At 70.9% G+C, this 21,785-nt stretch carries 18 protein-coding genes and 2 tRNA genes; 4 read left to right on the top strand and 16 right to left on the bottom strand.

Annotated features, from left to right (window positions below; genetic code table 11):
- Window positions 1-14: 14 nt before the first annotated feature.
- From OG972_RS27375 to leuS, 5 genes are all read right to left on the bottom strand, one after another.
- Complete coding sequence (locus OG972_RS27375; protein ID WP_266985779.1) at window positions 15-2,567, bottom strand: ComEC/Rec2 family competence protein; 2,553 nt, start codon at window positions 2,565-2,567, stop codon at window positions 15-17.
- Window positions 2,564-3,256, bottom strand: coding sequence for a helix-hairpin-helix domain-containing protein (locus OG972_RS49285; protein ID WP_323135898.1), 693 nt, complete (start codon window positions 3,254-3,256; stop codon window positions 2,564-2,566). Before OG972_RS49285 ends, OG972_RS27375 begins: the two co-directional genes overlap by 4 nt.
- A 492-nt stretch (window positions 3,257-3,748) precedes the next feature.
- Window positions 3,749-4,594, bottom strand: a complete 846-nt coding sequence (locus tag OG972_RS27365; RefSeq protein WP_266985775.1) for a DegV family protein — start codon at window positions 4,592-4,594, stop codon at window positions 3,749-3,751.
- Between the two features lie 231 nt (window positions 4,595-4,825).
- The gene (locus tag OG972_RS27360; protein ID WP_266985773.1) at window positions 4,826-5,575 is read right to left on the bottom strand and encodes a hypothetical protein; all 750 of its coding nucleotides are present in this window, start codon (window positions 5,573-5,575) and stop codon (window positions 4,826-4,828) included.
- A gap of 157 nt (window positions 5,576-5,732) precedes the next feature.
- Window positions 5,733-8,606, bottom strand: a complete 2,874-nt coding sequence (gene leuS, locus OG972_RS27355; protein WP_266985771.1) for a leucine--tRNA ligase — start codon at window positions 8,604-8,606, stop codon at window positions 5,733-5,735.
- Window positions 8,607-9,013: 407 nt separating this feature from the next.
- On the opposite strand from leuS, the gene OG972_RS27350 reads away from it, so the two are divergent.
- Together OG972_RS27350 and OG972_RS27345 are read left to right on the top strand one after the other, a co-directional pair.
- The gene (locus tag OG972_RS27350; RefSeq protein ID WP_266985769.1) at window positions 9,014-10,339 is read left to right on the top strand and encodes a ferric reductase-like transmembrane domain-containing protein; all 1,326 of its coding nucleotides are present in this window, start codon (window positions 9,014-9,016) and stop codon (window positions 10,337-10,339) included.
- A complete protein-coding gene (locus tag OG972_RS27345; RefSeq protein ID WP_266985767.1) occupies window positions 10,336-11,913 on the top strand; it encodes an NADH-quinone oxidoreductase subunit NuoF family protein in 1,578 nt (525 codons plus the stop codon). The genes OG972_RS27350 and OG972_RS27345 overlap by 4 nt, the downstream gene beginning before the upstream one ends.
- A 78-nt stretch (window positions 11,914-11,991) precedes the next feature.
- Here the strand turns inward: OG972_RS27345 and OG972_RS27340 are convergent.
- From OG972_RS27340 to OG972_RS27330, 3 genes are all read right to left on the bottom strand, one after another.
- Window positions 11,992-12,064, bottom strand: a tRNA-Ala gene (locus OG972_RS27340).
- Between the two features lie 126 nt (window positions 12,065-12,190).
- Window positions 12,191-12,424, bottom strand: a complete 234-nt coding sequence (locus tag OG972_RS27335; RefSeq protein WP_266985765.1) for a hypothetical protein — start codon at window positions 12,422-12,424, stop codon at window positions 12,191-12,193.
- A gap of 202 nt (window positions 12,425-12,626) precedes the next feature.
- Complete coding sequence (locus tag OG972_RS27330; protein WP_323135956.1) at window positions 12,627-14,018, bottom strand: MFS transporter; 1,392 nt, start codon at window positions 14,016-14,018, stop codon at window positions 12,627-12,629.
- A 339-nt stretch (window positions 14,019-14,357) separates the two neighbouring features.
- Here OG972_RS27330 and OG972_RS27325 point away from each other — a divergent pair, with 339 nt between their 5' ends.
- Complete coding sequence (locus OG972_RS27325) at window positions 14,358-15,158, top strand: helix-turn-helix transcriptional regulator (RefSeq protein WP_266990741.1); 801 nt, start codon at window positions 14,358-14,360, stop codon at window positions 15,156-15,158.
- Between the two features lie 93 nt (window positions 15,159-15,251).
- Here OG972_RS27325 and OG972_RS27320 read toward each other — a convergent pair.
- The 7 genes from OG972_RS27320 to OG972_RS27290 all read right to left on the bottom strand — a co-directional run bounded on the left by OG972_RS27320 (window position 15,252) and on the right by OG972_RS27290 (window position 19,414).
- A tRNA-Ala gene (locus tag OG972_RS27320) sits at window positions 15,252-15,324 on the bottom strand.
- A gap of 140 nt (window positions 15,325-15,464) precedes the next feature.
- The gene (locus OG972_RS27315) at window positions 15,465-16,118 is read right to left on the bottom strand and encodes a histidine phosphatase family protein (protein ID WP_266990739.1); all 654 of its coding nucleotides are present in this window, start codon (window positions 16,116-16,118) and stop codon (window positions 15,465-15,467) included.
- On the bottom strand, window positions 16,115-16,546 hold the full coding sequence (gene rsfS, locus OG972_RS27310; protein WP_266985761.1) for a ribosome silencing factor: 432 nt from the start codon (window positions 16,544-16,546) through the stop codon (window positions 16,115-16,117). Before rsfS ends, OG972_RS27315 begins: the two co-directional genes overlap by 4 nt.
- Window positions 16,547-16,648: 102 nt before the next feature.
- Window positions 16,649-18,340, bottom strand: a complete 1,692-nt coding sequence (locus tag OG972_RS27305; protein WP_266985759.1) for an LCP family protein — start codon at window positions 18,338-18,340, stop codon at window positions 16,649-16,651.
- Window positions 18,341-18,359: 19 nt separating this feature from the next.
- Window positions 18,360-18,977: a nicotinate-nucleotide adenylyltransferase gene (gene nadD, locus OG972_RS27300; RefSeq protein WP_266985757.1), complete on the bottom strand. Its 618-nt coding sequence runs from the start codon at window positions 18,975-18,977 to the stop codon at window positions 18,360-18,362.
- Between the two features lie 38 nt (window positions 18,978-19,015).
- The gene (locus OG972_RS27295; protein WP_266985755.1) at window positions 19,016-19,177 is read right to left on the bottom strand and encodes a hypothetical protein; all 162 of its coding nucleotides are present in this window, start codon (window positions 19,175-19,177) and stop codon (window positions 19,016-19,018) included.
- 84 nt (window positions 19,178-19,261) lie between these two features.
- Window positions 19,262-19,414 carry a hypothetical protein gene (locus OG972_RS27290; protein WP_266985753.1) on the bottom strand — a complete coding sequence of 51 codons (153 nt, stop codon included), beginning with the start codon at window positions 19,412-19,414 and terminating at the stop codon, window positions 19,262-19,264.
- Between the two features lie 110 nt (window positions 19,415-19,524).
- On the opposite strand from OG972_RS27290, the gene OG972_RS27285 reads away from it, so the two are divergent.
- A complete protein-coding gene (locus OG972_RS27285) occupies window positions 19,525-20,631 on the top strand; it encodes a M48 family metallopeptidase (protein ID WP_266985752.1) in 1,107 nt (368 codons plus the stop codon).
- Here the strand turns inward: OG972_RS27285 and OG972_RS27280 are convergent.
- Window positions 20,576-21,718: a hypothetical protein gene (locus OG972_RS27280; RefSeq protein ID WP_266985750.1), complete on the bottom strand. Its 1,143-nt coding sequence runs from the start codon at window positions 21,716-21,718 to the stop codon at window positions 20,576-20,578. The genes OG972_RS27285 and OG972_RS27280 overlap by 56 nt on opposite strands.
- Between the last annotated feature and the right edge of the window lie 67 nt (window positions 21,719-21,785).

The raw sequence follows: 21,785 nt of genomic DNA, 5'->3' as shown, positions 1-21,785 counted from the left end.
CGGCCGGATGGTGGTCATGAGCGCCCGACCGCCCGCAACCGCGACCCGGCGCCCGTCACCGCGATCGCGCCGTCCAGGTCCGTGCGCAGCACCACCGCTCCCCCGGCCCTCAGCGCCTCCACGGTCCGGGCCGCCGGGTGCCCGTACGGGTTGTTCCTGCCCACACTCACCAGGGCGAGCCGGGGACGCGCGCTGCGCAGCAACGCCGGGTCCTGGTGGGCGGATCCATGATGGGCGACCTTGAGGACGTCCACCCGCGGAAGTGCCGGGTACTGGCGCAACAGCCCTTGTTGGGCCGCGGGTTCGAGGTCACCGAGGAGCAACAGGCTCAGTCCGCCGGTCCGGACGAACAGCGTGACACTGGCGTCGTTCGGCTCCTCCGGAACGGGTCCTGCCGTCGCGCCTCCCGCCGGCCACAGGACTCGCCAGTCGAGTGTGCCGATGCGGCGGCGCTCTCCCGCTGCCGCCCGTACCAGAGGGACTCGCGCCGCGGCGGCTGTTCTGCGTACGAACGCCGCCTGGTCCGGTGGTTCGTCCAGACTCGTCGTCTGGATCGCGCCGACCGCTCTGCCCCGCAACACGCCGGGCAGGCCCCGGACATGATCGGCATGAAAGTGCGTGAGCAGCAGGAGTGGCACCCTGGTGATGCCCAGGTCACGCAGGCAGCGGTCGGCCAGACGTGGATCGGGACCGGTGTCGATCACCACGCCCTCACCGTCCCCCGCCGCCAGCACCATGGTGTCGCCCTGACCCACATCGCACATCACGAACGCCCAGTCCGGCGGCGGCCATCCCGTCAGTACCCGGGTGAGCGGCGCCGGGCGCAGCACCGCGAGGACCAGCAGCAGCGCGGCAGCCGAACAGACCCATGGGTGACGCGCGATACGACGGGCGGACAGCGCCGCCAGGGCCGTGAGGGCGGTCAACAGGAGCGCTCCCCGCCAGCCGTCGGGCCAGTCGATCTCCGCCCCGGGAAGAGCCGCCCCGGTGCGGGCCACGGAGGCGATCCACCCGGCCGGCCAGCCCGCGATCCGGGCGAGCAGCTCGGCCACGGGCATGGCCACCGGTGCCGCGGCGAGCGCGGCGAACCCGAGGACGGTGGCGGGCGCCACCGCGAACTCGGCCAGCAGGTTGCACGGAATCGCCACCAGACTGACCCGCGAGGCAAGCACCACGACGACGGGCGCGCATACCGCCTGCGCCGCGGCGGCCGCCCCCAGCGCCTCGGCGAGCCGGGGCGGCACCCGCCTCCGTTGCAGCGCGGCACTCCATCGCGGGGCGACCGTGAGCAGGGCGCCGGTCGCCAGAACGGAGAGGACGAAGCCATAACTGCGCGCCAGCCACGGGTCGTACAGCACGAGCAGCAGAACGGCGGCGGCCAGTGCGGGAATCAGCGAGCGGCGGCGGCCCGTACCGATCGCGAGCAGTGTGATCAGTCCGCAGACCGCGGCGCGCAGCACGCTCGGCTCCGGTCGGCACACGAGGACGAAGGCGAGCGTGAGTCCGCCGCCGAGCAGCGCGGTCATCCGCAGCGGGATGCCCAACCGGGGTGCCAGACCACGGCGTTCGACCCGGAGCGCGGCGCCGGGCGGTCCGATGAGCAACACGAGCAGGATCGCCAGGTTGGCACCGGAAACCGCCATCAGGTGCGTGAGGTCGGCTGCTCGGAATGCCTCGTGGAGTTCGGGGGTGACCCTGGAGGTGTCGCCGACGACCAGCCCCGGCAGCAGCGCCCGCGCATCGGGATCCAACCCGTCCGTCGCGCGTCGCAGGCCCGCGCGCAGTTCGCCCGCTGTGCGCTGGAGAGAAGTCGGCGGCCCAGTGACGCGAGGCGGCCCCTTGCCGTCCGGACGCAGGACCGCGGCGTTGCGTTGCCCGCTGTGCAGCGGTGGCGCGAGTCGGCCGCTCACGTGCAGCCTCGTGGACGGCAGCAGCCGCTCCCACCGCGCCGTCGAACCGGAGGGCGACACGATCAGCAGCACCGGGGTGCGGAGACGGGTGGTGGCACCGCCGGGTGCCGTGAGCCCGGTGATCTCGGCGTCCAGGAGGAGAGCGGCCGGGGCGCTGTGGTCGCCTTGGACCTGGGGGCGGGTCCGGCGTGCGTCGGACGTGACCATCACCTCCGCCTCGACCCTCGCGAAACGGTCGGCCAGCACGGGTACGGGCCCCTGCCGTGCGTCCGCGCCGTGCAGGCCCGCCGCCGTCGCTCCGGCCGCCGCGCAGAGCAACGCCGCGGCGGCCGCGGTGGCATGGAGCCTGTGCCGGTTCCGTCCGGCGCTGCCCTCACCGCCCTCGCACTCCCGGTGGCCGGCGGGCCGAGCGCGCGCCGCGCGGGTCGCCGAGGCCCGTGAGACACCGAGGAGTACCAGGGCGGCAACGAGGCAGAGCGCCGTCCCCGCGGCTGTCCAGCGCCAGGGCGCACCCACGGCGAGCGCCGCGGCGGCCCAGGCCGCGAGGGCCGACGGGACCAGTCGCAGATCGACCGGGCCCTCCTGTCGCGGGTCGGCGGCGCCAAGCCGTCGGCCCGACGCCGCATGGACGTCCGGTGGGACGTGCGGGCGGGTCATGGCCGTACCAACGGTTGGAGGTCGGCGAACCGGCGGTCGCCGATCCCGTTGACCTCACGGAGTTCGTCGACGGAACGGAAGCCGCCGTGCTGCGCGCGGTAGTCGAGGATGTGCTGGGCGAGGACCGGACCGACGCCGGGCAGGGTGTCCAGCTGTTCCACGGTCGCGCTGTTGAGGCTGACCGGCCCGGTCGCCGGGCCACCATGGCCGCCCGTGCCGGCGCCGCCCGGGGCACCGGAGACGAGTGGGCCGGGGGGCGCGCCGACCACCACCTGTTCCCCGTCCAGCAGCACCCGCGCCCGGTTGAGCCCGGTGATGTCCACGCCCGGCCGGGCCCCGCCCGCCGCCCGCAGCGCGTCGGCCACCCGCGCTCCGGACGGCAAGGGGTAGATGCCCGGCCGCCGCACCTTGCCGCTGACGTCGACGACGATCCGCCCGTCCGGTCCTGGGGTGGCCGGGGGTCCCGGTGACGGTTCGGGGGTACGGACGGGATCCGTCGTCGGGTCCGATGTCGGGGCGTGCGCGCGCTCGTCGACCGGATCGGGCGCCCGTACGGACTGGGGCCGTGCGGACCAGAAGTGGACCGCTGCGAAGACTGCGGCAGCCACCAGGACAACGGTGAGCGCGGCAAGGGTTCTCGGCTCCAGACCGCACCTGAGCCGCAACCACATCGGGAGCCGCTCCCGCACCGCGGGCACCATCCGCTCCCACCGCCCCGGCGCAGCCGGAGCCGGCTCGACCACCCGCGCCGGCTCGTCGGACGGCGCGGCACTCCCCGGACGAGGAGCTGCCGGGGCCGGTGCGGGGGCCGTGTCCGGGGTCGGGGCCCACGACCCCGTCACCGACCGGTCCGCACGTCCTCCGTACGCCCCCGCCATGAGCGCGTCCGCACGTCGCCGCGAAGCGGCGGCGACCACGGCGGCGCGCCCACGCGAAGGCCGTCGCCGCCCGGGTCCAGGACCGGGCCCAGAACCGGGATCAACGCCTTGGGCACCCGGCCCGCGTCGGTCCCGCACGTCCGAGGCCGCAGCGCGGCCGGGTCCACTTCCGCTGCTTGCACGATGTGATCGGGGAGCCATGTCTCATGACGCTAGGCACATGTGCCCGAGCCCGCTGAGCAGGCCCATATCCGGTGGACAACCGACCAGTTGTGGATATCTCGCTCACTCCCAGGAGTGAGATCAACGCGGTGAAACCACTGCTCCCAGCAGACCCGGGCCGGTGTGCGCACCGATCACGGCACCCACCTCGCTGACATGCAGTTCGGCCAGTCCCGGGACTCGCACGCGCAGCCTCTCGGCCAGTCGCTCGGCGCGCTCGGGCGCTGCCAAGTGGTGCACGGCGATGTCCACCCGTCCCGTGCCCGCCCGCTCGACGACGATCTCCTCCAGCCGTGCGATCGCCTTCGAGGCCGTCCGTACCTTCTCCAGCAGCTCGATCCGGCCGCCGTCCAGCTGCAGCAACGGCTTCACCGCGAGCGCCGACCCCAGCAGGGCCTGGGCCGCGCCGATGCGTCCACCGCGGCGGAGATAGTCCAGCGTGTCGACGTAGAAGTACGCGGAGGTGCCCGCGGCGCGCTTCTCGGCGGCCGCGACCGCCTCGTCCAGGCTGCCGCCCCCCTCCGCAGTCTCCGCCGCTGCCAGGGCGCAGAATCCCAGAGCCATGGCCACCATCCCGGTGTCCACGACCCGCACCGGCACCGGAGCGTCCTTCGCGGCGAGCAGCGCGGCATCGTACGTACCCGAGAGCTCGGCCGAGAGGTGCAGCGAGACGATGCCGGCTGCGCCCGCCTCGGCCGCCGCCCGGTACGCCGCGGCGAAGACCTCGGGGCTGGGCCGGGATGTCGTCACGGGTCGTCGCTTCTGGAGCGCCAGCGCAAGGGAGCGGGCCGAGATCTCGGTGCCCTCCTCCAGCGCCTGATCACCGAGGACGACGGTCAGAGGCACTGCGGTGATGCCATGCCGCTCCATCGTCTGGGGCGGCAGGTGGGCCGTGGAATCGGTGACGATCGCGACATGGCGGGACATGAGCGGGAGGTTACCTGCCGGGGCGGTGGCTCGGCAGTCCGCCCCCGAGCGAGTGATCACATCCGATCGCTTCAGGGCGCATCCTGCCACCCCCAGTCACGTCGGTTCGAGCCTGACGCGACGGCCACACGCCTGTACACGCCCGGACCCGACGGCCCGCACACGTGCGTACCGTGCCCGCAACCGCCCATGCGCGCGACCGAAGGCCCCGGTCGGATCCGCCCCGCCCCCTCAGTTCGTCGTCTCGGGCCGCGTGGCCTTCTGCCACGGATAGCCCGTCTGCCCCCGAGGATCCCGAGCCGTGAGCGCCTCCGGCCCCTCCTCGCCGACCGGCGCATTCCACGACCGGCCGTCCCCACCCGGGCGTGCCCCCGCACCGGCGCCGGCCCGCCCGTCTGCCCGGGCGTCCGCCCCTGCCGAAGACTCCACGGGCTCCTCCACCGTCCAGTGCCGCAGGGCCCCCGCCTCCACGTCGATCTGCGTGTTCAGCGCCGCCAGATCGTCGTCGGCGAACTGCCGTGCCCGGTCGCGCGCGGCCCACCGCAGCGACTCCGCGGAGTGCGTGATCCGCTGCGTGCGCTGCTTCAGCCCGGGCAGCAGCGAGGCGACCGTCGCCCGGTCGGGCTCGCGCTCCAGCCGCTTCAGCTCCTCGTCGAGCTCCCGCCCGTGGACGCTCAGCCGCTGGAACAGCCCCAGCGACTCCGACAGCGAGGCGTCCTCGGCCACCCCTGTCTGCAGCGCCTCCTGCGTGGCCCGCATCGACGTGCGCAGCGTGAGCCGGAGCTGCGCCAGCTCACCGGCCACACCCGGCTGGCCATAGCTCTTCGCCCGCAGGGTGGTGTCCTCGACGGTGCGGCGTGCCTGCGTGATCGTGCGGTCCACACCGCGCTTCGCCGCGCCGATGGCCTTGACGCTCACATAGACGCCCAGCGCCACGAACGCGACAAAGAGCAGCCCCAGGATCAGGATCACGGCTTCCATGACGCCCCTCGATGTCGATTCGGCTGCCGAGTACCGGCCCCTCAACCGTAAACGGAACGGGCAGGCCGCGGGTTCCGTCGGAACCCCCAACCTGCCCGTAGGGGAAAGCCCTCACACCGCCGTACGACAACCGGCGGTCAGCCGCAGACCCGGCCCGTCACGCGGGGACGATGTTGACCAGCTTCGGCGCTCGCACGATCACCTTGCGGATCCCGGCCCCGTCCAGGGCCGCGACCACCGCCGGGTCGGCCAGGGCCAGCGCCTCCAGATCCTCGTCCGAGATCGACGGGGAGATCTCCAGCCGCGCCTTGACCTTGCCCTTGACCTGCACCACGCAGGTCACGGTCTCGTCCACGACGTACGCCGGATCGGCGACCGGGAAGTCCTGGTGCACGACCGACTCGGTGTGGCCCAGCCGGCGCCACAGCTCCTCGGCGATGTGCGGCGCCAGCGGCGCGACCAGCAGGACCAGCCGCTCGGCGACGGACCGGGACAGCGGGCCGCCCACCTTGGTCAGGTGGTTGTTCAGCTCGGTGACCTTGGCGATGGCGGTGTTGAAGCGCATCCCGGCCATGTCCTGGCCGACGCCGTCGATGGCCTTGTGCAGCGCGCGCAGCGTGTCCTCGCCGGGCTCGGTGTCCACGACGGTGACCTCACCGGTCTCCTCGTCGACGATGTTGCGCCACAGCCGCTGCAGCAGTCGGTACTGGCCGACGACGGCGCGCGTGTCCCACGGACGCGACACGTCCAGCGGGCCCATCGCCATCTCGTACAGTCGCAGCGTGTCCGCCCCGTACTCGGCGCAGATCTCGTCGGGCGTGACGGCGTTCTTGAGGGACTTGCCCATCTTGCCCAGGACGCGGCTGACCTTCTCGCCCTGGTGGTAGAACGTGCCGTCGCGCTCCTCGACCTCGGCCGCCGGGACCGCGATGCCGCGGCTGTCCCGGTAGACGAAGGCCTGGATCATGCCCTGGTTGTACAGCTTGTGGAACGGCTCCACCGACGAGATGTGCCCCAGGTCGTGGAGGACCTTGGACCAGAAGCGGGCGTACAGCAGGTGCAGTACGGCGTGCTCGGCGCCGCCCACGTACAGGTCGACACCACCGGTCGGCTGACCCTCGCGCGGCCCCATCCAGTACTGCTCGATCGCCGGGTCGACCAGCTGCCGGTCGTTGTTCGGGTCCAGGTAGCGCAGCTCGTACCAGCAGGAACCGGCCCAGTTGGGCATGGTGTTGGTCTCGCGGCGGTACTTCTTCGGGCCGTTGCCGTCGCCCAGGTCCAGCGTGACGTTGACCCAGTCCGCGTTCCGGGACAGCGGAGTCTCGGGCTGGGTGTCGGCGTCCTCCGGGTCGAAGGTGCGCGGCGAGTAGTCGTCGACCTCCGGCAGCTCCAGCGGCAGCATCGACTCGGGCAGCGGGTGGGCGATGCCGTCCTCGTCGTAGACGATCGGGAAGGGCTCGCCCCAGTAGCGCTGACGGCTGAACAGCCAGTCGCGCAGCCGGAAATTGACAGTCCCCTCGCCCAGGTCCTTCGCCTTCAGCCACTCGGTGATCTTCGCCTTGGCGTCGACGACACCCAGGCCGTCCAGCGAGATCTCGTCGTTGGCGGAGTTGACCAGCTTCGCGTCGTAGGAGGCGAACGCGTCGTCCCACGTGGAGGTGTCCGTACCGCGGTCGTCCGACGGCTCGACAACGCAGCGCATCGGCAGCTCAAAGGCGCGCGCGAACGCGAAGTCGCGCGCGTCGTGCGCCGGTACGGCCATGATCGCGCCGGTCCCGTAGCCCATCAGGACGTAGTCGGCGATGAAGACAGGCACCTTCTCGCCGCTGACCGGGTTGGTCGCGTACGCACCGGTGAAGACACCGGTCTTGTCCTTGGCCTCGGCCTGGCGCTCCACATCGGACTTGGCGGCGGCCTGCTTGCGGTACGCGGTGACGGCCTCGGCCGGGGACGCGTGTCCGCCGGTCCACACCGGGTGGGTGCCCTCGGGCCAGGCGGCCGGAATGACCCGCTCCACCAGCTCGTGCTCGGGCGCCAGCACCATGTACGTGGCACCGAACAGGGTGTCCTGGCGCGTGGTGAAGACGGTGATGTCACCGGCGCCGTCGACGGGGAAGTCGACACGCGCACCTTCGGAACGCCCGATCCAGTTGCGCTGCTGCAGCTTGATCGCCTCGGGCCAGTCCAGCCCGTCCAGGTCGTTCAGCAGCCGGTCGGCGTAGGCGGTGATGCGCATGTTCCACTGGCGCAGCTTGGCCTTGAAGACGGGGAAGTTGCCACGCTCGGAACGGCCGTCGGCCGTCACCTCTTCATTGGCCAGCACGGTGCCCAGGCCCGGCGACCAGTTGACGGGGGCGTCGGAGGCGTACGCCAGGCGGTACTCGCCCAGGGCATCGGCGCGCTCGGCGGCGCTCAGCGCGCTCCAGTCGCGGCCGTCCGGGGTCGGGCGCTCACCGTTCTCGAACTGCGCGACCAGGTCGGCGATCGGCCGGGCCCGGTCCGCCTCGGTGTCGTACCAGGAGTTGAAGATCTGCAGGAAGATCCACTGGGTCCACTTGTAGTACTCCGCCTCGATCGTCGCGAACGAGCGGCGCTTGTCGTGGCCCAGGCCCAGCCGGCGCAGCTGGGACTTCATGTTGACCATGTTGGCCTCGGTGGAGGCGCGCGGATGCGTACCGGTCTGTACGGCGTACTGCTCCGCCGGCAGGCCGAAGGCGTCGAAGCCCAGGGTGTGCAGCACGTTGTGCCCGGTCATGCGCTGGTGACGGGCGAAGACATCGGTGGCGATGTAGCCCAGCGGGTGACCGACGTGCAGGCCCGCGCCCGAGGGGTAGGGGAACATGTCCATGATGAACTTCTTCGGCCTGGCGGCCAGCTCCGCATCGCCCGCCAGATCGCCGGTCGGGTTCGGCGCCTCGTACGTGCCGTGGGCGTCCCAGAAGTCCTGCCAGCGTGCCTCGATGTCGGCGGCCATCGCCGCCGTATAGCGGTGCGGCGCAGCCACGTCGACTGCGGAATTCGTCTCGCTCATGATCCTCAAAGCTCCATCGATCGTCATCTGCCAGCGCTTACGGAAACGAAAAAGCCCCTCGCACAGGAGGGGACGCCGCGCCGATTCCAACCAGGCATTCACACCGGTCGGGACTGATCAGCGCGGCTCGCTAAGCAGAAGGCGTACGGCACGCATGGCGTCAGGGTACCGCACGGGCCCGGAGCGCAGCCGGGCGATTCCGCTCCGTGGACGACGGCGGACGGCCGGAACACCGGCGAGGCGGCGGCGGAGCACGCACCGGGCCACGGCGGATCGTCCGGGAAGCGGGGGTTACTCCGCGTAACGCCCCCTATCGGGGCAACCGCTCAAACCTCGTACTGGCCGGTATGGAGCGACTTAGCATGCGGCAACGGGACCGCTTTGCCGAACCATTCGGAGTCGCCCCCATGAACCCTCATCGCAAGATCCGCTCATCCCCCACCTTGAGCTCCGGACCGAGCCGCCCGGTACAGGGCGGGCTGACCGTCGCCGTGCTGGTTCTCATCCCTCTGCTCGCCGTCGCAGGGAGCGACGACTTGCGCGCCGCACTCGACTTCACGACCGGTGTCCTGTCGCTGGTCTCGCTCACCGCAGCCGTGGCCTGGGGCCTGATCGCCACCGACCGGCTGTTCCTGTCGTCGCGGCAGCGACTGCTCGGCCAGGGCATCCACCGGGCCGCCGCCACCGCCTCGCTGGGCTTCCTGCTCCTCCATGTCACCGTGAAGGTCGCGCTCGGACATGTGGCGCTGCTCGGCGCGCTCATCCCCTTCGGCCTCGGCGTGAGCGGGACGGCCGGGCTGATCGGCTTCGGCTCACTGGCCGGGCTGCTCATGGTGGTCGCCGCCACGACCGGCGCGCTGCGCAGCGCCTTTGCCACCCCGGGCCGGACAGCGGGGCGCTGGCGCGCCCTGCACGCACTGTCCTACCCGGCGTGGTGCGCCGCGCTGATCCACGGGCTGTACGCGGGCCGGCCGCCCGCGACCTGGGTCGTCGTGATGTACAGCCTCTCGCTGCTCGCGGTGGCCGCCGCCCTGTGCCTGCGGCAGCTGCCGCCCCCGGTGAAGCGCCGGATCAGCGAGCTGGTCGCCGCTCTGACCAAGCCGGATGCCCTCGGCTCCGAACCGGACCCGGTGCTCCGCGAGTCCCCGCTGCCCGGCGCCGCGCGCGTCACTCCGGCCGGGCGGGGGACGCTCAGGCGGGAGGATCTCGGCCGGGAGCAGCTGATCCGGGACGAGCGCGCCTACGGCAGCACGGGCCTCGACGGGCTCGGACAGGACCCGTTCGGCACCCCGTTGCCGTCATCCTTCGACCGCCCGCGCGCGCCACTCTCCGCGCCCGCCCCGCCGCTGTACGAGGCGCCACCCCGCAGTTCCGAACGCTTCGACCTGGACCCGCCCGGCGGACCCGCCCGCACGGGCCCCGGCCCCGGGATATCCGCTGCCTACCGGGCGGTCTCACGGGCCGCCGAGACCGCGGTCCCGGTGCCGGGGCCCAGCCCCCAGCAACCGTCCGCACGCTGGCCCGCCCCGTCACCCGCACCACCGGCCCAGGCACAGACCCAGTCGTTCCGTCCCCCGTACGAGGCCGCCCAGGAGCACCCGTACGACCCGTACGCGGCCGATGTGCCCACCGGCCCGCTGCCCGCCGTCGACAAGACCGCGCCGTTGCCGGGGCCGCTCTATCCACCTCCTGCCGGAGAACCCTGGCAGGCACCCGCAGGAGACCGACCGTGAACCTCCCCCTCCCCGACGTGCCCGAAGTCCGTGTCGTCGGCCTCCCCCAGCTGACCACCGGATTCGACTTGGTGGAGCGGCTCGACCTCGCCATGCATCTGAAGGTGCACGGACCGCTGGAACCGATGACCGGAGAGCGGCTCGCGGAGCTGGCCGAGACCATCTCGCTGCGCGGCCGGGGCGGTGCGGGCTTTCCCTTCGGAAAGAAGCTGCGGGCCGTCGCCAGGGCGTCCATCCGGCGCGGGGTGCGCCCCGTCGTCGTGATCAACGGCAGCGAGGGCGAACCCGCCTGCCGCAAGGACACCGTCCTGCTGAACCGCGCCCCGCACCTCATCCTGGACGGCGCCCTCCTGGCGGCCGAGGCGCTCGGCGCCCGGACGCTGATCGTCGCCGTCACGCGTAACTCCACGGAGATCTCCATACGCTCCGCCCTCGCCGAGCGAGGCTTGTCCGACCGGCGCGGACAGCAGCTGCGGGCGCGCGTGGTGCGCACGCCCGAGCGGATGGTCTCCGGCGAGGCATCGGCCGTCATCAGAGCGGCGGGCGGCGGACCCGCCCTGCCGCCCGGCCGTCGCGAGCGGGCCGCGGAGTCGGGAGTCGCCGGCGCCCCGACGCTGCTGTCGAACGCGGAGACGTACGCGCAGCTCGCCGTCGCGGCCCGGATCGGTGCCCGCCGCTACGGGCACACCGGCCTGCCTGACGAGCCCGGCACGGTGCTGCTCACCCTCTCCGGCGCCGTCTCGCGCCCCATGGTCATCGAGGTGCCCACAGGTGTGCCCCTGCGGTACGTGCTGCAGCTGGCCGGGGCACCACCACTGCCTCAGGGCGTGCTGACCGGCGGCTACCACGGCAACTGGATCGACGCGGTGGCCACGCACGACGCCGTCGTCTCCCGGGCGTCCTTGGCGGCGGCGGGCGGCGCGCTGGGCGCGGGCGCGATCCTGCCGATCGGGCCCGAGACCTGCCCGATCGGGGAATCGCTGCGGATCGCGAACTGGCTGGCCACCGAGACAGCGGGCCAATGCGGCCCCTGCAAGCTGGGGCTGCCGGCCGCTGCGGGCGGACTCTCCGACGTACTGAACGGCGGCGGTCCCGCGGCCCTGGAGGCGCTGCGCGAGGTGACCCAGGCGGTCAAGGGCCGGGGAGCCTGCAAGCATCCGGACGGGTCGGCCCGCTTTCTGACCTCGACCCTGTCCGCGTTCACGGACGATCTGGCCGCCCATGTCCTGGACGGCGGCTGCGGCCGGGAGACGCTCGGAGTGCTCCCGCTGCCCGCGCCCGGCTACCGGGACCTGGAGGAGTCCATCCCGAGCGGCGAGAAGCTGGCGGTGGACTGGACGCTCTGCAAGGGCCACGGGCTCTGTGCGGACATCGTCCCGGAGCTGATCAGACTGGGCCCCGACGGCTATCCCGCGCTCGCGGACGCCGCGGTTCCGATGCATCTGCGGGGGCGCGCACAGCGAGCCGTGCGCCGGTGTCCGGCGCTGGCACTCCGCATCGAACAGCCGCCCGCGGAGCGACCCGCGCTGCCGCCGGGCGTCGGCCGGAAGGCTCTCGGCAGCGGCCGCAGTTGACGTGCCGACCGCAATTGACCTGCACAGACAGGAAGCGGGTCATCCGATTCGGATGACCCGCTTCCTCTTACTTCCCTGTGGAGCTAAGGAGAATTGAACTCCTGACCTCCTGCATGCCATGCAGGCGCTCTACCAACTGAGCTATAGCCCCGCGCTGTGTTCCGCCCGGTCTCCCTGGCGACATCGAGAACATTACACGGTCACCCCGGCCCACCACCAAATCGATTCCCACAGGAACCGATTTGCCCCAATTCTGCAAGGTTGTGCGACGCGGCGCTCAGGCGGTCGCGAAGGAGTAGAAGCGCTTCAGGGTGCAGTGCTCCTCCAGCAGCCGTCCGTAGATCGGCTCCCCCTCCAGCTCCCGGTACGTCTCGATCGGGTCGCCTTTTATGATCAGCGCCCGCGCACACTCCTCGCACCAGTACTGGTACTCGGCATTGATCGGATCCATGTCCCGGACAATGGGCGTACCGCCGCCGCACCAGTCGCACTTCCGCCTGTGTGCACCCATGGGTCAGCTCCGGCCGTGGCCGCGGGCTGTGCACATGCGGGAGGTTCCGCCGTTCTCTTCGGGAACTCCGGGAACTTCAGGAACTCCGGGAACAAGGGGCAGGTCCGCGACCTCGTGGCGGCTCGCAGGCATCGCGCGCTCCCTCCCGTTCGGTCCGTAGCCCCCTCCGGCGGTCCGATTCTGCCATGACCCCGCAAGGGGGTCAGCCCTGCTGAGAATCGACCCGTTGCCGACGCCTCACGAGACCGACCGACACGCCCACGATCGCGGCCGCCGACAGCGCGAGGGCGCACACCCACAGCGCATGGCTTGACCCGTGCGCCCCTGGCGTATCAAGGCGGTTGAGGTACAGCGTGCCGAACGTCGCGACACCGATGAGCTGACCCAGCTGGGTGACGGTCACCAGCACACCACTCGCGTCGGCGGCGTCCTCGGGCCGCACGTTGGCCAGTGCGCGCGTGAGGAGGGGACTGAATCCCAGCGACATGCCGATCCCCATGACGACCAAAGCCGCATACAGCATGAATCCGCCGTCCCCGCCGTCGCGCATCACCAGCCCGACCCCCACCGAGGCGACGGCGACCAGGACGAACCCGCCCGGAACCAGGACCCTTTGGAGACCCGTGGGCCACCGGCGCCAGGTCAGCCCGACGGCACCGAAGGCAACCGCGGTCGGTGCGAACATCAGCCCGGCACGCAGCGCCGAGTAGCCGAGACCGCCCTGGACGTGCAGCGTCATCGCAAAGAGGAAGCCCGCGTTGATCGCCATCACCAGCAGAATCCGCAGCGCCGCCGACGCGATTTGGGGAATACGCAGCACCCTGAGGGCGATCAGGGGTGCGCCCCCGGCCGCGGCCAGCCGTGTCTCGTACGCGACGAACCCGGCGAAGAACACGACGGAGGCGAGCAGGCAGCCCCAGGACCAGGCCGGCCAGTCCAACTCCTGCCCGAGGACGAGGGGCACGGCGAACAGTGTGACGGCGGCGGTGAGAAGGACCAGGCCCGGCAGATCGAGCCCGCGGGCCCGCGCTTCCTCCCTGGCCTGCCCCGTACGCGGTTCGCGTGGCAGCACGCGTCGGCCGAGCACCAGCAGAACCAGCCCGATCGGTACGTTCACCAGGAAGACCGGCCGCCAACCCGCCCCGAACAGGTCGGCGCTGACCAGCACCCCGCCCACGACCTGCCCGGCGGCCGCGCCGGTGGCGAGCACCGCGCTGTAGGCACCGAGCGCCCGGATCCGCGCCGCACCGGTGAAGTGCCGCTGGATCAGGCTGAGCACCTGCGGAATCATCACCGCCGCACCCATCCCCTGGATCAGCCGGAAGGCGATCAACTGTCCGGTGTCCGCCGCCAGTCCGCAGGCGAGTGAGGCGGCGGTGAAGACCGTGAGCCCGGCCAGATGGGCACGGCCGTGGCCGAGCAGCCCCCCGAGCCTGGCGCCGGTGATCAGCAGAACGGCGTACGTAATGGTGTAGCCGGCCACGACGAGCTGTAACCCGGCACCGGAGGCGCCGAGTTCGGTGCGGATCGTCGGGGCGGCGACATTGACGATGAAGGTGTCGAGCAGGGCCATGAACTGGGCGGCCAGGACCAGGGCGAGCAGCCGGCCGGGACGTCCGTCCGTGACGCCGTTGTCAGTGGTGCCGTCTTTACTGGGTACGGAACGTGGAGTTGCCTCGGATGTCGATGTCATGACTCGAAGCGTGCCGCCGACCTCATACGGGTAACGAGAGCCCGCTGATGCTGGTACTGGCAGCACCTGGCAACTCCGCTGCGGGGCACCGACCATGGGGGTGTGACGACGGTGGCGACACAGCACAACACGCAGGACACGCAGGACACGCAGGACACGCAGGACCACGAGCGAGATCCGGACCGGCCTGCCCGGCGCCGACATCAGTCGCGTCGTCGGCGGTCGGAGCTCGCCGCCTTCCTGCACAGTCGCCGGGCACGGGTGACGCCCGCCGACGTGGGCATGCCGCCGGGTCTGCGCCGCCGCACTCCGGGCCTGCGCCGCGAGGAGGTCGCCCAGCTCTCCGGGGTCGGTGTCACCTGGTACACGTGGCTGGAGCAGGGCCGCCCCATCAATGCCTCACCACAGGTCCTGGACGCCGTGGCGCGGACTCTCCGGTTGGACGGCCCCGAGCGCGAACACCTCTATCAGCTGGCGGAGGTGGCGTACGCACCGGGCAGGCAGGCCGACACGATCGAGGTCGGCCCGGAGATCCAGGGCATCATCGACGCCCTCGACCCGCATCCCGCGGTCGTCTACAACACGAGGTACGACGTCCTCGCCACCAACGCCGCCTACCTCGACCTGTTCAACGTGCCCGCGCTGACGGAGTCGGGGGTACGGAACGTGCTGTGGGGGCTGTTCACGGTGGCCGAGGAGGACTGCCCGGTCGTACACCGGACCCAGGAGCTGCCGATCATGGTGGCGACGCTGCGCGGGGCCTACGGGCGCCATACCGGCGAGCCGGCCTGGGAGTCGTTGGTGGAGGGACTCTCCGCGGCCAGTCCGTATTTCGCCGAGCTCTGGCGGAGCGGGGATGTCGCCCCGCCGGGTCCGCGGGTGAAGACGTTCCGTCACTGGGCGGCGGAGCGCGAGATACGGATGACGTCGGTGTCACTGTCCATCAACGGGCTTCCGGAATGCCGGATCGTGGCGTACACACCCGCCGACGAGGAGAGTGCGGAGCAGGTCGCGGCGCTGCGCCGACGCCGCCAAGGGTGAGTGGCGGCACGCGTGCGGGAACACAGACGGATCCAGGAACGCCTGCCGGGAACGCGAAGATCCCGCCCCCTGCCGGGGACGGGATCTTGATTGTGGAGCTAAGGAGAATTGAACTCCTGACCTCCTGCATGCCATGCAGGCGCTCTACCAACTGAGCTATAGCCCCGCTGTTCGCTGTGTTTCCCTGCGTTTCCGCGCTGCGAACAAGAAGAACTTTAGCCTGTGACCAGCCAGAAAGTGAAATCCGGCCGACGCCGCCCGGAGAGGGCCTCCGGGCACCGCCGTGAGGTGCCCCGGAGAGACGTCCTAGGTATCGTCGCCGAGCACGGGTTCGGGCAGGGTGCCTGCGTTGTGCTCCAGCAGGCGCCAGCCGCGCGCGCCCTCGCCCAGCACCGACCAGCAGCAGTTGGAGAGCCCGCCCAGCCCTTCCCAGTGGCGCGCCTCCAGGCCGAGCAGCCGCCCGATGGTGGTGCGGATGGTGCCGCCGTGGCTGACCACGACGAGAGTGCCGCCGTCGGGCAGCTTGGCAGCGTGATCGAGCACGACGGGGGCAGCCCGGTCGGCGACCTCGGTCTCCAGTTCGCCGCCGCCGCGCCGCACGGGCTCGCCCCGCTTCCACGCGGCGTACTGCTCGCCGTACCGCTCGACGATCTCTTCGTGGGTGAGGCCCTGCCAGGCACCCGCGTACGTCTCGCGCAGTCCCGCGTCATGGGTGATGTCGAGCCCGGTGATCGCGGCGAGCTCGGCGGCCGTGGCCGTCGCCCGCCGCAGATCCGAGGCGACGATGGCATCCGGCTTCAGCGAGGCGAGCAGCCGGGCGGCCCGGTGGGCCTGCCCGACGCCGGTCTCGGTGAGCTCGATGTCCGTGGAGCCCTGGAATCGGCGCTCCAGGTTCCACGCCGTCTGGCCGTGTCGCCAAAGGACGATCCTGCGGCCCCTGCCGCTGCTGCTGCCGTTCAGCTCTGGTCACCTTCCATGCCGCCGGTGAGCTGGGCGTGCTCCTCGGCCTTCCCCCGGGTCCTGACGGCGTCCTCGGGCAGCGAGATCTCGGGGCAGTCCTTCCACAGGCGCTCCAGCGCGTAGAAGACGCGCTCCTCGCTGTGCTGGACGTGGATCACGATGTCGACGTAGTCGAGGAGGATCCAGCGGGCGTCGCGGTCGCCCTCACGGCGCACCGGCTTGACCCCGAGCTCCTTCTGAAGCCGCTCCTCGATCTCGTCGACGATCGACTTGACCTGGCGGTCATTGGGGGCCGAGGCCAGCAGGAAGGCGTCCGTGATCGACAGCACGTCGCTGACGTCGTACGCAATGATGTCGTGCGCGAGCCGGTCGGCTGCCGCCTGAGCGGCGGCGTTGATGAGCTCGATGGAGCGGTCCGTGGCGGTCACAAGCAGGCTTTCGTCGGCGGTCAGATCAACCTCTAGGGTCTCACGGACCGCCGACAGCCCACGCAGCGATCTTCCGAAGATCGTCCAGGAGCTGGAGCCCGACTACTTGATCTTGTAGTCCTGACCGAGAACGACGGACACATCCGCGTTCGCGGCAGGCTTGCCCCGCTTCACCGCACTCACCGGCAGGCCCAGGGTCTTGGCGACCTGGGTCGCCTTCTCCTTGTCGGCCGCATCGCGGTAGAGGACCTCGGACGACGCCTCGGTGCCGGTGTTGCCGCCGCCGACGAAGGCATAGCCACCGTTGACCAGCTCGATCCGGGCGGACTCCGTACCACCCGCGTTCCCGGTGCCGTTCCTGACCCCGACCCGCACGACCGCGTCCTGGTCCGGTGCCTTCACCGTGCCGCCGAGGATGTCCTTGACGACGCTCTCGGTGGCCGCGTCGGTCAGGGTTCCGTCGGCCTGCACCGGCAGCAGCGCCGTCTTGTAGTCGCCGATCTTGGCGTGTTCGGCGAGCTTCGCCAGGGACGCGCCGAGGTCCTTCTCCGGCAGCGACGGGTCGAGGATCTGCGCCAGCGTCTGCACAGTGACGGTGGCGGCCTTCGGATCGTCCGAGATCTTCCGCAGCACGCCGCGCATGACCTGCCCGAACCGCATCAGCTGCTTCGCCTCGGCCTCACCGGTGCCCCGGTAGGTGGCGTACGCAACGGCCATCTGCCCGCTCAGGGTCTGCGCCTCCCCCTTCTTCACGAGGGGGGACGCGTCCTTCTTGGTGTCGGGCACATCGGTGTCGGTGTCGACCTCGATGTTGCCGACCAGGTCGACGAGGTTCTCCAGGTACGGGGTGTCCAGCCGCCACGTACCGGAAATCTTGGTGCCGAGCAGCGTGTCGATCGACTCGCGGGTGCCGGTCGAACCGTCGTCGTCGACGGACTTGCCGAGGGTGGTCGTGTTGCCCTCGTCGTCGGAGACGGCGAGCGAGTTGGGGAGCAGGACCGTGGTCCCCTGCTTGGTGGTGACGTTGTCGACGAGCAGCGCCGTGGAGGTGCCGCCCTTCTTGGTGTTGTGCAAATGGACCACGATGACATCGCGCTGCTGCGGACCCGTCGTCGCGGTGTTCTTCTTCTCCGAGCCGCCGAGGCCCGGGAGTTTGCCCGCGGACCAGAGGTAGCCGACACCACCGACGACGACGAGGGCCACCACGACGACGAGCGCGACCATCCGGTTGCGGCCGCGTCGCCGTGCCTCCTCGCGCCGCTCGCTGCGGCTCTCGGTGAACTTCAGCCAGTCGATGACGTCTTCGGAGTCCTCGTCGGGCTCCTCGATGAAGGAGAACTGCCCGGTGCCGTACTCGCGGTCCGAGCGGCGCTGCTCCGGAACGGCAGGCTCGGGCTCGGAGTCGAACCCGGACCGCGGTTCCGGCTGCTGCGGGGCGGATTCGGGTGCGGGCGCGGGCTGCTGCTGCTGCTGGATGCTCCACTGCGCCGTGGTGTCGACCGCGGCCGGCTGCTGGCCGGTGTCGTAGCCGTACCCGTCGTAGCCATAACCCTGTTGCTGGGAGGCATATGGGTCGTACTGCTGCGGCTGCTGAGACTGCTGCCGGCCGTACGGGTCGTATCCGTACCCCTGCTGCGCGTGCTGCCCCTGCTGCTGCGCGTACGGGTCGTACTGCTGCGGCTGCTGTTCCTGCTGCTGCCCGGGCTGCTGATACACCGGCTGCCCGTACTCGTCGTAGCCGACGATCTGCGGCTGCTGGTAGTACGGGTCGTACGGGTTCTGTCGGTCGCTCACCGCTCCCCCTCTCCGTGGCTCATTCGCCGCGGTACAGCTGGCGCTTGTCGATGTATCGGACCACGCCGTCCGGCACCAGGTACCAGACGGGATCCCCGTGCGCGACCCGCTCACGGCAGTCCGTGGACGAGATCGCGAGCGCGGGGACCTCCACGAGGGAGACACCGCCCTCCGGCAGCCCGGCGTCCGTGAGCACATGCCCCGGCCGCGTCACACCGATGAAGTGGGACAGCGAGAAGAGCTCCTCGGCGTCCCGCCAGGTGAGGATCTGGGAGAGCGCGTCGGCGCCGGTGATGAAGAAGAGGTCCGCGTCGCCGTGGATGGCGCGAAGGTCCCGCAGCGTATCGATCGTGTACGTCGGTCCGCCACGGTCGATGTCGCTGCGGCTGACCGAGAACTGCGGGTTGGACGCCGTCGCGATGACTGTCATCAGATAGCGGTCCTCGGCGGGGGACACATTCTTGTGGCTCTTCTGCCACGGCTGCCCGGTCGGGACGAACACCACCTCGTCGAGGTGGAACCGGGCGGCCACCTCGCTGGCCGCCACCAGGTGTCCATGATGAATCGGGTCAAACGTCCCGCCCATCACGCCGAGTCGGCGTTTTGCGGCACCAGTAGGCACTTCCTGCTCTCCCATGCGTGCAGAGCCTACTGGCACAGCTGTACGCCTCGGCCTCAGCGGTCGCGGTTGAAGCGGGTGGTGATCCACAGCAGGAGCAGCAGCACGACGAACGCACCGCCACCGGTCAGGTACGGGTTGAGGCTTTCGTGGTTACCACCCTCGCCGCCCTCGGAGGCGAGGGTGACCAGCTGGTGCGCGGTGCTTGTGAGGCTCATCTTCGGCAGGACCTATCGATCGGGAGTCGGAAGGAAGACGTCGCGGACATCGTATGCGGGTGCCCCTGGCACGCTCACGCCGACTCAGTCGTTGTTGTCGTCGTTGCGGTATCCGCGGAGCAGGAACCACGCGAGCAGCGCCGCGCCGATGAGCGAGGCGAGCAGGACGATCCGGAGGGTGTTGCCCGGGCCCTGGTCCTCGGATGCGGCGGCGAGCAGAGCAACGGTGTGCGGCATGTTGGGCGTCTCCTCAGTTATCCACAGCCCCCCGCACACCGTAGCCCCAGCACCTACGCTGGGATGTGCCAGGGGGCGAGCGACGTCTCGTACGAACAGGGGGCCCATCCATGACCGACAGCAGCCACACGAGTCACGAGAACGTGCCGAGCAGGCAGCGCAAGCGTTTCGTCGGCATCTCGTCCCGGGCCTACGAACACCCGGCGGACCGCTCGGCCCTGGTGGCCCTGCGCAAACTGAGCGGGTTCGACACCGTGTTCAAGGCTCTCAGCGGACTGCTCCCCGAGCGCAGTCTGCGGCTGCTCTTCCTCTCCGACTCCGTCCGGGTGAGCGACGCCCAGTTCGTCCATCTCAACGACATGCTCCGCGACGCCTGTTACATCCTGGACCTGGAGAAGGTCCCGCCGATGTACGTCACCCAGGACCCGAAGCCCAATGCCATGTGTATCGGTCTCGACGAGCCGATCATCGTGGTGACGACGGGGCTGGTGGAGCTGCTCGACGAGGAGGAGATGCGGGCGGTCGTCGGCCACGAGGCGGGGCACGCCCTCTCCGGCCACGCCGTGTACCGCACGATTCTGCTGTTTCTCACCAATCTTGCGCTGAAGGTCGCCTGGATTCCGCTCGGCAATGTCGCGATCATGGCGATCGTGACGGCGCTGCGCGAGTGGTTCCGCAAGTCGGAGCTCTCCGCGGACCGGGCGGGACTGCTGGTCGGCCAGGATCTGCAGGCATCGATGCGCGGCCTGATGAAGATCGCCGGTGGCAACCATCTGCACGAGATGAACGTGGACGCCTTCCTCGCCCAGGCGGACGAGTACGAGAAGGGCGGCGACCTGCGCGACTCCGTGCTCAAGATCCTCAATGTGCTGCCCCGCTCCCACCCGTTCACCACGGTGCGCGCGGCCGAGCTGAAGAAGTGGTCCGAGAGCCGCGACTACCAGCGGATCATGGATGGCCACTACCCGCGGCGCGACGAGGACAAGGACACCTCGGTGACCGACTCGTTCCGGGAGTCCGCCTCGCATTACGCCGATTCGGTGCGCACCAGCAAGGATCCGCTGATGAAGCTCGTCGGCGACATAGCGGGCGGCGCCGGGGACCTGGGCGGCAAGCTCCGCGACAAGTTCACCGGCGGCGGCTCGGCCGGCAAGGGGGGCGCTACGGGTGGCTCCGAAGAGAACCGGCGGTCGGGGCCGGAAGACCCGGAGAGCTAGAGCTCACAGGAGCCCGGGACGGGTGGGCGCTGAGCTCCAGCGCCCCGCAGAGCGCCGCAGCGGGCCTGCCCGTGGCGTACGGGTCGGTGCCCGCCGGTCCGCGGGATTCCGCCCGCTGGCCGGCGAGCAGCGGACGCAGTGCGCCGGTGGTGTCGGCCGAGCAGGCCTGCGGTCCGGCCTGGACGTAGCTGGTCCGCAGCTCCAGCCGGTGCAGCCGCAGGTCCTCCCGGTCGAAGCGGAAGTGCAGCTCGCGCCGGACGGTGAACAGGGAGACGCCGCCTGCCGGTTGGGGGCCGGAGACGGCCGGACGCAGGGCGTATGTGAAGGTGTGGTCCGACACCACCTCCAGGGTGTCGGCCCCCTCCTCCGAGTAGGCCAGGGTGCCCTGGACCCGGATGCCCGGGTCGGCCAGTGCCACCTTCGCCTGGTCGAACCGCACCAGCCAGCCGGCCACGGCGTGCTGCCCGTCGTCGTCCGGCCGGCTCATGCTCCGGTCGAACTGGCTCACCTGGTCCGGGTCGAGCAGGAGCTCCACCGGCCGTATCGCGCCGCCGGTGAGGACGTCGGGGTCGAGGGAGGACGCGACCAGGTAGTCCTTGACCGTGGTCAGGGCGGTGACCACCTGGCTCTCCGAGAAATTGTCCGTCCGCCGGACCATCGGGAAGTTGATGCCTGAGGCACCTGTCCGGAACTGTGCGGCGGGGCTGGTGGCGAAGAGAGCGGCGGCCGTGCCGCCGGGCACGGCGCCGCGGGGCGCCAGAGGTATGACGGTCGAGCGCAGTGCCTCGGCCCGTCGGCCGACGGGCGCCTGGTACGGATGCCGGAAGCCCATGTAGACGGCCGCGGCGAAGGCCAGGGCTATCAGGACGACGAGGGCCAGGACGGCCCGGGAGCCGGTGCGCAGGTGCCGGGCGGGGAGGCTGCGTACGGCGCGGGCGTGCTCGCCCATGCGCTCCTGGGCGGAGAATTCCTGGAGCCGGGCAGCGCGGACGAACGACTCGTCGAAGACGACGGATCGGTACTCGTCCTCGCCGCCACCGGCTGCGTTCCCGGATGCTCCCTCTGGCGGTTCTTCACGGCCTGCCATGACTTCTCCCGACTCCACGTCACCGGCCGAGGCCGACACGCTACGCTCTGCCTCGGCCGATAGACCT

Source organism: Streptomyces sp. NBC_01669 (genome assembly GCF_026339735.1).
Lineage (GTDB): Bacteria > Actinomycetota > Actinomycetes > Streptomycetales > Streptomycetaceae > Streptomyces > Streptomyces yanii.
This window is presented reverse-complemented; position numbering and strand designations above follow the sequence as displayed.

Excerpts from the sequence above, each read along its gene's own strand:
- OG972_RS27375 (WP_266985779.1), bottom strand. The coding sequence starts at position 2,567 with ATGACCCGCCCGCACGTCCCACCGGACGTCCATGCGGCGTCGGGCCGA.
- OG972_RS27365 (WP_266985775.1), bottom strand. The coding sequence starts at position 4,594 with ATGTCCCGCCATGTCGCGATCGTCACCGATTCCACGGCCCACCTGCCG.
- OG972_RS27360 (WP_266985773.1), bottom strand. The coding sequence starts at position 5,575 with ATGGAAGCCGTGATCCTGATCCTGGGGCTGCTCTTTGTCGCGTTCGTG.
- leuS (WP_266985771.1), bottom strand. The coding sequence starts at position 8,606 with ATGAGCGAGACGAATTCCGCAGTCGACGTGGCTGCGCCGCACCGCTAT.
- OG972_RS27350 (WP_266985769.1), top strand. The coding sequence starts at position 9,014 with ATGAACCCTCATCGCAAGATCCGCTCATCCCCCACCTTGAGCTCCGGA.
- OG972_RS27335 (WP_266985765.1), bottom strand. The coding sequence starts at position 12,424 with ATGGGTGCACACAGGCGGAAGTGCGACTGGTGCGGCGGCGGTACGCCC.
- nadD (WP_266985757.1), bottom strand. The coding sequence starts at position 18,977 with ATGGGAGAGCAGGAAGTGCCTACTGGTGCCGCAAAACGCCGACTCGGC.
- OG972_RS27295 (WP_266985755.1), bottom strand. The coding sequence starts at position 19,177 with ATGAGCCTCACAAGCACCGCGCACCAGCTGGTCACCCTCGCCTCCGAG.
- OG972_RS27290 (WP_266985753.1), bottom strand. The coding sequence starts at position 19,414 with ATGCCGCACACCGTTGCTCTGCTCGCCGCCGCATCCGAGGACCAGGGC.
- OG972_RS27285 (WP_266985752.1), top strand. The coding sequence starts at position 19,525 with ATGACCGACAGCAGCCACACGAGTCACGAGAACGTGCCGAGCAGGCAG.
- OG972_RS27280 (WP_266985750.1), bottom strand. The coding sequence starts at position 21,718 with ATGGCAGGCCGTGAAGAACCGCCAGAGGGAGCATCCGGGAACGCAGCC.